At 38.8% G+C, this 13,232-nt stretch carries 12 protein-coding genes; 6 read left to right on the forward strand and 6 right to left on the reverse strand.

The window, feature by feature from the left end; genetic code table 11:
- Positions 1 to 8 precede the first annotated feature (8 nt).
- The 3 genes from EHQ52_RS16150 to EHQ52_RS16160 all read right to left on the reverse strand — a co-directional run bounded on the left by EHQ52_RS16150 (position 9) and on the right by EHQ52_RS16160 (position 3,903).
- Positions 9 to 1,115: an MBL fold metallo-hydrolase gene (locus EHQ52_RS16150; protein ID WP_135616211.1), complete on the reverse strand. Its 1,107-nt coding sequence runs from the start codon at positions 1,113 to 1,115 to the stop codon at positions 9 to 11.
- Positions 1,116 to 1,199: 84 nt separating this feature from the next.
- Positions 1,200 to 1,586, reverse strand: a complete 387-nt coding sequence (locus tag EHQ52_RS16155; RefSeq protein WP_135616212.1) for a hypothetical protein — start codon at positions 1,584 to 1,586, stop codon at positions 1,200 to 1,202.
- 52 nt (positions 1,587 to 1,638) lie between these two features.
- Positions 1,639 to 3,903: an adenylate/guanylate cyclase domain-containing protein gene (locus EHQ52_RS16160; protein ID WP_135616213.1), complete on the reverse strand. Its 2,265-nt coding sequence runs from the start codon at positions 3,901 to 3,903 to the stop codon at positions 1,639 to 1,641.
- 127 nt (positions 3,904 to 4,030) lie between these two features.
- On the opposite strand from EHQ52_RS16160, the gene EHQ52_RS16165 reads away from it, so the two are divergent.
- Positions 4,031 to 4,510, forward strand: coding sequence for a peroxiredoxin (locus EHQ52_RS16165; RefSeq protein WP_135616214.1), 480 nt, complete (start codon positions 4,031 to 4,033; stop codon positions 4,508 to 4,510).
- Between the two features lie 3 nt (positions 4,511 to 4,513).
- Entirely contained in the window at positions 4,514 to 6,280 is a 1,767-nt protein-coding gene (locus tag EHQ52_RS16170; protein WP_135616215.1) for a M61 family metallopeptidase, read from the forward strand.
- On the opposite strand, the gene EHQ52_RS16175 is transcribed toward EHQ52_RS16170, so the two are convergent.
- A complete protein-coding gene (locus EHQ52_RS16175; protein WP_135616216.1) occupies positions 6,267 to 6,980 on the reverse strand; it encodes an SDR family NAD(P)-dependent oxidoreductase in 714 nt (237 codons plus the stop codon). The genes EHQ52_RS16170 and EHQ52_RS16175 overlap by 14 nt on opposite strands.
- Before the next feature lie 43 nt (positions 6,981 to 7,023).
- Between EHQ52_RS16175 and argB the strand changes: the two genes are divergently transcribed.
- Positions 7,024 to 7,896, forward strand: coding sequence for an acetylglutamate kinase (gene argB / locus EHQ52_RS16180; protein ID WP_135616217.1), 873 nt, complete (start codon positions 7,024 to 7,026; stop codon positions 7,894 to 7,896).
- 99 nt (positions 7,897 to 7,995) lie between these two features.
- On the forward strand, positions 7,996 to 9,744 hold the full coding sequence (locus EHQ52_RS16185; protein WP_135616218.1) for a GAF domain-containing SpoIIE family protein phosphatase: 1,749 nt from the start codon (positions 7,996 to 7,998) through the stop codon (positions 9,742 to 9,744).
- A gap of 82 nt (positions 9,745 to 9,826) precedes the next feature.
- Here the strand turns inward: EHQ52_RS16185 and EHQ52_RS16190 are convergent, their stop codons facing one another.
- On the reverse strand, positions 9,827 to 11,122 hold the full coding sequence (locus EHQ52_RS16190) for an ATP-dependent 6-phosphofructokinase (protein WP_135616219.1): 1,296 nt from the start codon (positions 11,120 to 11,122) through the stop codon (positions 9,827 to 9,829).
- Between the two features lie 63 nt (positions 11,123 to 11,185).
- Between EHQ52_RS16190 and EHQ52_RS16195 the strand changes: the two genes are divergently transcribed.
- On the forward strand, positions 11,186 to 12,271 hold the full coding sequence (locus tag EHQ52_RS16195) for an LIC_20087 family outer membrane protein (RefSeq protein WP_244244933.1): 1,086 nt from the start codon (positions 11,186 to 11,188) through the stop codon (positions 12,269 to 12,271).
- Positions 12,268 to 12,888, forward strand: a complete 621-nt coding sequence (locus tag EHQ52_RS16200) for a hypothetical protein (RefSeq protein ID WP_135616220.1) — start codon at positions 12,268 to 12,270, stop codon at positions 12,886 to 12,888. The genes EHQ52_RS16195 and EHQ52_RS16200 overlap by 4 nt, the downstream gene beginning before the upstream one ends.
- 24 nt (positions 12,889 to 12,912) lie before the next feature.
- Here the strand turns inward: EHQ52_RS16200 and EHQ52_RS16205 are convergent, their stop codons facing one another.
- A complete protein-coding gene (locus tag EHQ52_RS16205; protein WP_135616221.1) occupies positions 12,913 to 13,230 on the reverse strand; it encodes a hypothetical protein in 318 nt (105 codons plus the stop codon).
- Between the last annotated feature and the right edge of the window lie 2 nt (positions 13,231 to 13,232).

Genomic DNA, 13,232 nt, shown 5'->3' on the forward strand with positions numbered 1-13,232 from the left:
TATATATCCTAATGGGTAACTATATTGCCGAATTCTAATTGTCCGAATGAGAAAGTTGGACTTGTTCCAGGGAAAAGCCAGAACCCGCTCATTTCAGAAGAAGGCATCACATTATAAAATTCAGGATTTCGCAAAGAAGGACCAGCAATCTCTTTTTCTAAAACCATGGAGATATATTGATCCAAACCAATCTCCAAGGTATTTCCGTTTAGGACTACCTCCATTCCAGTATTTTTAGCATATTTGCGCACACCAGGAATACGTGATTTGAGTGGATTATAATTATCCGCACTCACTCCATTCTCACTAGTTACAAAAATTCCTTCTGGAGTATTTGCTACCAAACTATGATTTCCATACGTATGTCCTGGAGTTCTGATCAAAGCAACTCCTCCGCCCAGTTCTGTATCCGAATCTAAAAGAACAATACGATCCATAGAGATTCCACCAGAACCATTTGGACAATACCAATCAGATTGAGGAGGAAGAAGTCCTTGGATAGAATCCCATTCTTCTTGCATAACCAAAAGTTTTGCATTTGGAAAATATCCAGGCTGACCATTCGCCCCCAACCATTTGCGTAGATCTTGAGTATGTAAATGATCGAAAGAAATATAATCCACCTTCTCCGGAGGAAGTCCTACTTGTTTAAGACATTCTTCTACCGTATTCAATGTAGGAGCCATGATCTTTCTTCCAATATTTTGGAAAGGTCCAAAACTTTGGGAAAGTCTTTTGAAAAATGGAGTCTCTGCGTTTGCATCCACATCAGAAGGAGAAAAAAGTAGAGTTTTAATCCCTTCGGAAGTTTTGTATTGGATGATAAACAATCGATTGATGATATGCAGAAATGGTGTAGGAAGACTAAATGCATTCAGTAAAGCGTATTTAGTTGGATAAGGCACTCGAACCAAATCAAAGGATTTATAATATACTACTTGAGGCCCCGATAAAAATTTATCTCTGAATCTTCTCGCTCTTTTACGAACATCTTCCAAACGATCTACTGGAGCAGGAAGACTGCGAGAACCTAAAAAGTCTTTGATCGGTTTTAGGCTAGTATCTTTTTTAGAAGATGTTTTTTTGACTGACTTGGAAACGTTTACCTTTGCCATAAGTTCATCCCTTCACTTTTATTTTTATGGTCCCATTCTCAAAAATATAAATGGAATTCTGTCTGATAAAACTTTAATAAAAACTTAAAACGGTTTGTACAAAGCCAAATAAGCGGAGAATGTACCGAGCACTGGAAGACCGAACCAAAGTATTTTTGCAAATTCAGGTTTTTTATAGTACGCAGTTAATAGCCCACCAAAGATCAACCAAATCGCAATCTTAGCAATCACCCAGCCGGGTAGGCTAATAAGACTAGCGAAACTATCCAGCAGTCCTATTCTTCCTAACATTCCAAAACCGCCCAAAAGTACTAGCGTCATACCAATTCCATGAGCGGAAGCGATGAATTTTTTAGGAGCGTTCTCTTTTGTGCCTCCTCCTAATACGTGAAGTGCAAGACCACCGTAAGCGGAGAATAAGAATAAAATACCAAGGATATGAATGAGTTTGTACACCGGATAAGAAATCATAGGTGATCATTCTTAAGGCCCTTTGGTCTTATGGAAAGCGAAAAACGATCTTCTACTTTTCCAAAAGATGTTGTACTCCGACCCAATTTCCAAGTGGTGGAGCTTCTATATATTCTTGGCAACGTTTTCTATATAAAATGGCTACTATATCTTCAGGATAAACTTTTAGGGCCTGCTCGAAATTCTGAAGAGCTTCTTTAAAATTTCCGACCTTATACAAAATGATCCCTCTGGAGATCAAGGCCAGTGTAGCGTCTTTTAATTTGCGAATATGAGGATCATCTGATTCATAAATTTCGTAAATGATGATCGGTTGGCTTTTTCCTTTAACCACTACTGAGTCCACTTCTCTGATCGCGAGTTCATCTGCAATTGTAAGACTAGATAAAGTATTTTGAGTGATTAGTATATCTGCCTTATATAAATTCGTGAGACTTTCTAAACGAGATGCAACGTTAACTGTGTCACCTATCACAGTTGTATCCAGTCTATGAGAAGATCCTACTGTTCCGAGCATCAGATTCCCTGTGTTAATTCCGATGCCGATACGAACACCTTTTACATGTCCGTGTGCGCCCTTCACTTCTTCTTCCAGTTCCCGGACCCTTCTTCTCATATCAATCGCCGCAAGGACCGCCCTATCTGCTGCGGATTTACCTTCCCAATGATTTTCAGAATGGATCACTCTTTCTGCGGAGAATAATGCAAGGATTGCATCTCCCATAAACTTATCCACGAAACCTTCATACTTTTGGATCAGAGGTTCCATCTTAGCAAGATAGCCGTTAATAAATTTGAAATTTTCTTCAGGAGTCATCTTTTCAGAGATTGTAGTAAAAGATCGAATGTCTGTGAATAAAACACTCATTTCTCTTAATGCAGAATCGCCTAAGTTCACATCCACCGCAGAATCTTTTCCAAGCACGCTTAAAAATTGCATCGGAACGAAACGGAAAAATGCATTCTTCTGCCTTGCCAATTCTAGTTTTTGATGGCTAAGCTCTATGTTCAAATCTTCAGATTGTTTGTATAGATCGATGAATCGATTCGCAAGAATGGTGGTTAAAGAAATCACAAATAGAAGATAAGCAAATTGTGTGAATCTAATTCCAGATTGGAAGAACATAGAATCCAAAACATCGTAACCTGAAATGAATACGATGATGAACATACTGATCGCCATAAGAGAAGCGTCTTTTTTGCGCAGATATACAGCTTTTCCCATAAAGTATAATAGATAAATAAGAGAAGGTAGAATAGAGATCTGCCATGCTCTCAAACTGATCATCAAATATTGGAATGGCGCAAAAAAGGAAAAGAAGAAGATCCCAAAACTCCACCCGGAGATCGCAAGTATCGCCTTATTTGGCAAAGTAGATCCATAAAAATAATCATGAAGAAACAGTAAGAATAAAGGTGCAAGTAAGGATACTGAACCATATTCAATTCTCGTAATCCAAGTACTGTCTTGTATAAAATCAAATATGATCGTAGATCTACTCAAAGAGTAAACCGCCATAGAAATAGAAAAAACCCCAAAGTATAAATTATATTTATCAGTTCTTCTTTTGGAAAAGATGAGAAGATGATATAGTCCGAAAAATATATAGATCGTATTTAAACTTAAATTAATTAAGATCCCGATCTTTTTAGAAAAATCGTATTCAACTCCTAAAGTATAATCTCCATCTAAATAAAATCCAAGATCCACATTCGTAGGTGTAAACACTGGAGAAAGTATTGGATATTCTTCTTCGGAAAGATGAAGAGCTGGTGCATCTCCCAACATATGGAATACTAATTTATTTTCTCCGGCTTGCAGGAGACTTGAGTCAACCTGCACTTCCATATCTCGCAGAGTTTTTCGAATCTCCATTTTTCCATTCGGATCCAAATGGATCTCTTTTTGGAGAAGATGTCCGTTCAGATAAATTTCCCAGTTCTCCCCTATAAAATTTAAATAAAGCCGGATCGGGCTCAAGAACACTTGTGCCTTTGGATCAAAACTTAGATTAAATTTTGTCTGGATGGTAAATTCCTGAACCTTGTCGGATACTGGAGTTTTATAGAGTTGGTTTAGAACGATTGGGAATTTTTCTATTTTTAAATACCCAGCCTCCGTCGACCCGAAGCCGGATTTGAATTCGGGTTTAAATCCTTGTACGGATTCCCATTCCAATCTTTTTAGATCCAGGTCCTTCCAACCCGGGATTGGCTCTTCTTCCTGAGAACCCAGAGAGTAAAAAGAGATTAAGAAAAAAGAAATGAAAAGTAAAGATCTGAAAGTTAAAGCCGGAATTTTTTGTTTATGCACCATGCGTTATTCGACAGTAGTAATTGGATGAGAAAAACTGCAAGATTTCAACTTTTTTAACTGATTTTTCCTTTTCCCAAAAATGTTTTCGGTAGAAACTATCCGGAAGAGAAAATAGGAGGAAAACTTTATGTCCGACTCATGGGAAGGCAAAAAATTACCGGAAGTAAGTTTATCCAGCTCAACCGGAAACACAGTAAATCTACCGAAAGACTCAAGCGGTTCTTGGACCTTATTGTATTTTTATCCAAAAGACGATACCCCGGGTTGCACAAAACAGGCCTGCTCTTATAGAGACAATCTGGAAAAGTTCACCGAAGCTGGAGCAAAGGTGTATGGGATCAGTTCCGATTCTTTGGATAGTCATAAGCAATTTATTGACAAATTCAATTTGAGTTTTCCTCTTCTATCCGATCCAAAACAAACCTTGAGCGGACCTCTAGGAGTTTATGGAGACCAAGAATGGCAAGGAAGAGTGTTCAAGGGACTTTCTAGAGATAGCTTTTTGGTAGGACCTGACGGAACCATCCGCAAAGTTTGGAGAAAAGTAGATCCTACCAAAACAGTTGCCGAAACTTTAGAGGAGATCTTAAAAGAGGCCGGTGCCTAAGGCGTGATCGTAAAATATACACTAGATACATACCAACCGCATAGACATTTATTAAAGGTGGAAATGGAAGTCCACCCAGACAAACAGGAAACATTTCTTTGTATTCCAAATTGGTCGCCTGGCTCTTATAAGATCAGAGATTATTCTAAATCCATCCACCAAGTTGCATTTGTTCAATCCAAACCAGGCTGGGGTCTTGAACAAACAGACCTCGACACTTGGAAAGTTTCTTCTAAGGGAGAAACATTCAAAATTTCTTATTTAGTGTATGGATTCGAACACACTGTAAGAACCAATTATTTCACTAGCGATTTTATTTTAGTTCATCCTCCTGCAACATTCTTATATCCTAAAGATCGTTTAGATCTGGAACCTGAGCTTAGCTGGAAAAATTTAGCGCCTTTTAAATTTTGTTATACTGGATTAAGGAAGAAGGAAGGTTCTAAAAATACTTGGAAGGCCAAAAACTTCGACGAATTTTTTGACTGCCCTATCTTGCTTACGAATGAAAAACAGATATCTTTTAATGTAGAAGGATGCGAATTCGATCTAGTCATCCTAGGAGATATTGAAACAAAAGATAAAAAGAAGATCTCCAAAGATCTGGCAACAATTGTTGAAACCCAGATCAAACTGATGGGCGGAACAGAAAATCAATATTATCTATTTGTTTTAGACATGAGCGATAATTTATACGGAGGATTGGAACATCTCAATTGTAGTATCAACCAATTCGATCCAAATGGATGGTCGAGTCCTGATAATTATAGAACTCTTTTAGAACTTTTATCTCATGAATATTTCCATCATTGGAATGTGAAAAGAATTCGTCCGATCGCACTTGGCCCTTTCGATTACCAAAAGCCGAACTTAACAAAAGAATTATGGATCGCTGAAGGAATTACTAGCTTTTTCGATGCATATTTTCTTCTTCTTTGTGGATCTTATTCCCCTCAACAATACCTGAACAAACTTTGGAAAGATATTCGGGAGCTGGAGGAATCCCTTGGTGAATCCTGGATGAGTTTAGAAGATTCCAGTTTTACTGCTTGGACAAAATATTATAATCGTCCTTTCGATCCTAATTTTTCAAATACTGGGATCTCTTATTATACAAAGGGAGCCATTCTATCTTTAAGTATACATCTTCATATCCTGAAAGAAACCAAGGGTAAAAAATCCTTGGTGGATATTATGATAGCATTGAATAAGCAGTATCATCAGGAGAAAAAAAGAGGCTTCACTAAAGCTGAATTTTTTCAAACTGCAAAGAAAGTCACAGGCCTTGATCTAAAACTAGAATTCGACACTTATATTACGGAACCAAAACGTATTCCTATCGAAAATTATCTACATTTGATCGGAATAGAAAGAACTGCTTCCAAACCTAAAATTGAATTAGGATTTAGGGTAAAAGAAGAAAGAGGAAGAATGATCGTAAGCAAAATTCTTCTCTCCAAATCAGTAAAAGAAACTGATATCAATTTAGGTGATGAATGGATCGCTCTAGGTGATAAAAGAATTCTTCCAGGCAACTTTAAAGAATTATTAAATCAGCACCAACCTGGGAAAAAAGCGGATCTTCTTCTTTCCAGAAGAGGAAAGATCTTAAAAAGAAAGATCAAATTTGATTCTTCTCCTTCTGGAAACGAACTATGGATCGATGAAAAAGCAGAAGACTCTGTTAAAGAATTGAGAGAAGTATTTTTGAATTTGGAGAAAAGGCCTAAAACTTCGAAACCTTCTGCCAAAAAATCTAAATCGAAGTAATTCCTCCGTCCACAGTCCAGTTCGCACCGTTGATATAACCAGACTCGGAAGAAATTAAAAAAGTAACCACTCTTGCAATCTCTTCCGGAGAAGCGATTTTTTTAACGGGTGTCATCTCTATTATCTTTTTACGATGATCATCTACCTGGTCTTCTTGGATGCCCATTTTAGTTTCCATATAACCTGGACTCACTGCGTTAGATGTGATTCCTTTCTCTCCCCATTCGGCAGCGATAGATTTCATAAAACCTATGATCCCATGTTTGGAAGAAGAATAAGCTACAGACAACGCACTTCCTTGCACTGACAAAGAAGAAGCTATATAAACGAATCTTCCAAATCCTTGCGCGCTAAAAAGTGGAAGTAAAAATTTTGTAATTTGAAAAGCAGAACGAAGATTGATGGAAAAGATCTTATCCCATTCTTCTAAAGAAACTTCGGTGATTTTATGATAAGGTCCGCCGTAACCCGCACAATGTATAAATCCTCGAATAGAGGAAGTCTCAGATTGGATGTTTTTGCAGGCTTCCTCTAATTCATCTGATGATATTAGATCTATTTTTCGGAATGTTTCATTTGGATGAATTTTGTCTGGAGAAACCAGATCCCAATTTAGGATCTTATATCCGGAATTTCCTAATTCGGAAACAAGAGCGCGGCCAAGGCCCCCACTTCCTCCAGTGATTAAAATTGTAAACATTTCTGAATCGACGTACAAGTGGGGAACGTTTTCTCTGTTTGGTATGGAACATTCCTTTGAGAGGGTCAACAATATTCTGGAGGCCCTTCCCTATATTACAAAATACTCCGGGAAAACTGTGGTCATCAAGTATGGTGGAGCCGCAATGGCAAAGGCAGACTTAAAGGAATCTTTCGCAAAAGATATCGTTCTTCTAAAATATGTAGGCATCCATCCTGTCATCGTCCACGGAGGCGGACCTGAGATTAATAGACTTTTAGATAGTCTGAATATTCCAACTGAGTTTGTTCATGGGCACAGGGTCACAAACGAAGAGACCATGGACGTGGTAGAGATGGTTCTCACCGGAAAAGTAAATAAACAGATCGTTTCCATGATCAATAAAGAAGGTGGGAATGCAGTAGGACTTTCTGGAAAAGACGGTAATTTGGCTGTCGCTTCTAAAACAAAAATAGAAATAGATGTAGAAGGAAAAAAATCAGAACTAGTAGATGTGGGTCTTGTGGGTAAGATCGACAAAATAGATCCTACAGTCATTCTATCTCTCCAAGAAAAAGGTTTTATCCCAGTCATTTCTCCAGTAGCCGAATCAGAATCTGGAGAATCTTTGAATATAAACGCAGATACTTTTGCAGGAGAATTGGCAGGTGCTCTCAAAGCAGAAAAGCTAATCCTTCTTACCGACACGAGCGGTATCCTGATCGACGGAAAACTTGTAACAGGTTTGAACCGGGCCTTAGTAAAAGATTATATTCGAAAAGGAGATATCACCGGAGGAATGATCCCTAAAGTAGAATGTTGTCTTTCTGCCATCGATCAAGGAGTGAGAAGGACTCATATTATTGACGGAAGAGTCCCCCATTCTATCCTGATCGAAATCTTTACTGATCAAGGGATCGGTTCCTTGATCGATTAAGAGGAAAGTTTCGAATCTCCTTGACAGGAGTTGGATTTGGGCTGGAATAAGCCCTCCCGATTTGAAAATCTCTCAAAAAAAGAAGTATTCCCGGACCAAATGAGTTTCAAACAGCTCTCCTTAGCTCTTATTTCAGACATTACCGCCAGGATCAATTCCACCGATGATCTGGAAGAACTTTTGGGAATTATCATAGAGACCACAAAAGATGTACTCAATACAGAAGGATGTTCCCTTCTACTCTATGATCCGGACGAAGATTGTCTAGTATTCCAAGTTGCAAAAGGTGATAAGGGAGAATCCCTCACTGAATTAAAAGTCCCTAGAGGAAAAGGGATTGCTGGAATGGTGTTAGAAAGTCTAGAGCCAGTTATCGTAAACGACGCAGCAAACGATCCTCGCATTTATAGAAACATAGACGACGCAGTTGGATTCACCACAAAGAACCTGATCTGCGTTCCGATGAAGGCACAAGGAGAGATCCAAGGAGTTCTGGAAGCAGTAAACTCTTTAGAAAGGCCTGAATTTACAAATAAAGATATTAAAATATTAGAATATCTTTCTGATCTTGCAGCAATTGCGATCAGGAACAGAAGGTTAATCCGCGATCTAAAAGACCGTGCAAGAGAATTGGATTGTCTTTATCAGATCAGCCAGGCGATCTCCAATATCAGCGAGTTGGATCAATTCTTAAATCTGACAGTAAACTCGATCTCAGATGTTTTGGGAGCGGAAAGAGTTTCTTTAATCTTCCAAAATCCTAGAACAAAAGCATTCGAACTTTCTAAATCTATCGGTTTCAGTTTGGAAGAAGAATCCCATCTTGTGGATGAATCCCGAGGGATCTTGAATGAAATTTTGTCCCAAGGAAAAGCAATCTTAGTACAGGGACAAACGGATATCAATCCCGACCTTCTTACACCAAATCGTTATAAGACTAGATCTTTCGTTTCTGTTCCGATTCGTCAGGATGGGACAATCATAGGCGTATTGAATGCTGCAGATAAGATGAGCGGAGATAGTTTTTCCTACCAGGATCTTTCTATCTTAAGCACGATCTCTAACCAAATTGCAGAAGCTTATAATAGTCTTTTGGCAAAAAACCAAAAAGAGAAGTTAACCTCTATCCGAAGAGATATGCAAATTGCTTCTCAGATACAGTTAAACTCACTGCCTAATATTCCTAAGAAGATGCATCTTTTGGAGATTGAAACTTCTTATACAGCATCTAAAGAGATCGGTGGGGATTTTTATGATCTCATTTATCATAATCCTGACGAAGTAAGTATCTTAATTGCAGACGTTTCCGGAAAAGGGATCTCAGCTGCATTGTTTATGGAATTTTCCAAAACGATTATTGCTGGTGAAGTGGCACGTAACTCTTCTACAAGCATCAGTCTTATGGGCGCAAATCGGATCATCCAGGAGAAGTCCGGCTATTTTATGTTCGTTACTGTGATGCTCACTCGTATCAATATGCTTAAGAAAAGAATACGTTTCTCTAGCGCGGGTCATAATGAGCAGTTATTATATAAGGCAAAAGATAAGAAGGTACTACTTCTCTCCGGAAAAGGAATGCCTCTAGGTATCAAAGAATCAGAGGTGGAAGAACATGAAGTGGAATACCAACCTGGAGACCTTTTAGTTCTATACACTGACGGAGTGAGCGAGACTACAAACGAAGCTGGAGAAATGTATTCTTTGGAAAATCTCGCAAAACTCATAGAAAGAAACGGAGACATGCCCGTAGAAAATCTAAAAGAATTGATCTTAGATACTACTGACGCATTCAGAGGAGAAGCGGATCCTCATGACGATTACACTTTAGTAATGGTCAGACTCAATTAGGATTTTATAATTCAATCCTGAAACCGAGACCCCGATATCTATTTGATCTCGTAATATCTCCGACGATAACCCTACTCTTGTATTATTCTGCCACCATATGAGCAGGTTGCCCTGTAGAAGCTAATAAGGTTCTCCATAAAGTACTCTTAGTTGGCTGAAGCACTTTTCTTTCTTGGATAGCAATATCAATCGGAAGATGAGTAAACACATTATTCCACATACCAATCACTATATCAGTTTTACCGGCCATAGCAGCGTGCACTGCATTCTGAGCTAAAAACCCACAGAAGATAGAATCCTCAGGATTCGCAGGAATAGATCGGATAATATAACTTGGATCTATATATTTTACATTCACTTCTATCTTCTCCGCTTTGAAGAAGTCCTGGATTGAATTTTTGAGATAAACGCCTATATCTCCTAATTTTAAATTTCCGGATGCATCTCTTTCTTCTGTTTTTCCAAAAAACTTTTGTCCGGCTCCTTCTGCCACGATGATAACTGCATGTTCTCTAGTTAAGATCCTATTTTTCAAAACATCTAGGAAGGAACCTTTTCCTTTCATATCAAAATCTACTTCAGGGATCAGACAATAATTTACGTTTTGAGAAGCGAGGGCTGCGTTCACAGCAATAAAGCCGGAATGTCTTCCCATTAACTTAACTACACCAATCCCATTCGGTGCTCCTTTTGCTTCCACATGAGCACATTCTACTGCTTCCATTGCTTTGGAGAAGGCGGTGGAAAACCCGAAAGTTTTTTGCACATAATTGATATCGTTATCTATCGTTTTAGGAACTCCAATGACAGAGATCTCTTCTCCTCTTCTGTCTATCTCTCTTACGATTTCCTTTGCTCCTCTTAAAGTGCCGTCGCCTCCGATGCAGAATAACATCTTAACTCCATACAAAGAGAGCCTATCCACCATGTCGGAAGCATTTTGGTTTCCTCTGGAAGAAGCGAGAATTGTTCCTCCGTCCCTTCCGATATGAGCCACATTTTCCGGATTCAGCTCCATGGGCTTATGGTCAAATTTTTTGACAAGACCTTGGTAGCCGTAAGGAAATCCAAGGATACGTTTGACCCCGTATCTATAATTTAATTCCATTACGATGCCTCGGATCACGTCATTGATCCCTGGACAAAGCCCCCCGCAGGTCACGATCCCAGCAGTCACTTCTTTTGGGTCGAAATAGATCTTCTTTCTGGGACCCGCTTGTTCGAAAAATTCGGCACCTTCTCCTATATATTCCTTCCAGCTTTCTTCTGTTTCGAATACTGTCTTAAAAACTACCTTAGATTCATCTCCAGTGTAATATTCATAAGCGGCCGGACTTTCAATTTTGCAGGGTCCGAAATTTCTGATCTTTGTGTTCATTTATACCGATTCCAAGTGAATTATAGAAGGTCTTATTTTTTGGTAAATACGACGGAATTTTCATTGGCAAAGCAGAATATTCCGTCATATATCAATAAATATAGGATGAGAACCGAGAAGATGACATATGATTCCAAATCTCTTCCTAAACGTAAGCGCTCGTTTTTTAGAAAGACCTTTCCTTCCCTCTTGCAGGTGATTATTCCTTTTGTTGCGAGCCTATCCGTAATCTACGGAGAGAACCGTTCTACTTTTTTCTGGGATTCTTTCGACAACTTTTCTAAAAACAAGGCCCTATTTTCTCAAAAGGAAATATCTGAACAAACAGAAGAGAAGGAAGAACATAAGGTCCGATTTTTTTCTTCTCTTACATTCAAATATCCTTATGAAATGAAAGCGTTTCAGGAATATATCCCGACTGAATCTGCACTTTTCGACTCTATTCCAGGACTACCTAACAGGTTCCCAAACCAACCAAAGATACATTTGCAGAAAAAAGAATTTTTTGCTCTTTATCCTGCTTTTGGAAGAGAAGAAGTTTTTATAATGAGTATGGCCCAGAGCAAAGAAAATAAATCTGAGGCTTATGTAGGAGCTAATACAGAAAGAAGAGCTTATGATTCTCTTACGGACATGAGAGCCACTTCTTCCGTTATGCCGGGTTTAGGATCTAACCTTTCCAGAGGTTTGGACAACCAAGCAGGAAATTTACTCTTCGGATATTTACTTGGAAGAGCTGGGATCCAAATGGACTTAGGCTGGAGAATGGCTGGGAATAACGTCGGTTTGGCGATCCCAGAGTCTGCAAAATCTTCGATCGGGATCAGCTACTCTTTGATCCCAAATTCCAGCAGCTTGAATAAAATGGATTTCTTTTTGCAAGTTTCCGGGATCAAAAGATTTAACGATAAAAGTTTTTTACCAATCGATACGCCCCAAGCTTTCAAAGGATGGTTACAAGGTTACGAATATTACGTAAACCCTGGGTTTTCCATCTCTACAAAAAACTTAAGTTTCGAAGGTTTAGTACGTTTACCTCTTCACCAACAACCGTTTCCAACTACGGATGGTTTCTTAGCTCCTGAAATCCAAGGTATTCTTGGGGTGAAATATAAATTCTCTGAAAGCTCTCCTAATTTGCAAAAATGAAAATCAAGTTTCTGATCTTGCTTTGTGCTGCGAGTACGATACTCGGCGACGAAGTGGTTTATACAAAAACCGGAAAGAAGATAATCCTCAAAGAAAATTTCACCTGGCAGTATGCACCTGAACCAAATATAGATCCTTCTAAAAAATCGAACTCGGTTAGATCTATTCAAAAAGGAACCGACCAAACAAGCCTGATAAAAAGTAAATCGGGCGTGTACTCCGTTTTTTATAATCCAACCCTTTGGACAAGCGTGACTGAAAACCACGAGTTTGCGGAATTCCATTTTGTAAACCAAGCAAGAACAGGAAATGCGATGGTTATCTATGAAGGTTTAGAAATCCCTATGGAATCTTTTCCTGAATTAATTTTATTGAATGTGATTAAAACGGATCCGGATGCGAGGATCATCAATGTAGAAGATTGCTCAGTGAACGGAGTGGCGGGGAAGATCGTAACCTATACTGCTCAAATCAAAGGTCTTAGATTTATTTTTTATTCCTTTTTAGCTAGCGGTAATTTCGGTTCCATTCAGTTCTCCACTTTTACCTTGGAAAGCCAGTTCGAAAAAGAGAAGGCGAACTTTGAGAAAGTGATTTCTGGGTTTGTTTTGAATTGAGGTTTGTAGTAACTTCGACGGAAATTACTGCAGAATTTGCATTCTCTGAAAGGAAAGCTGCAGATCTAACTTGTTGATTTGCTCTTTCTTTCTTCCAAATCTGAGAAAAGACGTCGTTTTACCAGATGTAGTATCTACGACTTCGATCCTAGTCTCCATTACCGGGCATGCGACTTCCTCGCAGCTGATCTCACTCAGCTTCAAACGTAGATCTTCCCGTCCCAGCTTCTCTCTGATCTTAGATGCCAACCAAGGATGGAATGGAAACTCCGTTCCAGGCTCCGATTCATCCTGGTATTCAGAATGAACCGGATTTGTAGTAACTTCGACAAATCGTTTCATTA

Origin of the sequence: Leptospira koniambonensis, assembly GCF_004769555.1 — a bacterium.
In the GTDB taxonomy this organism is placed as follows: Bacteria; Spirochaetota; Leptospiria; order Leptospirales; family Leptospiraceae; genus Leptospira_B; species Leptospira_B koniambonensis.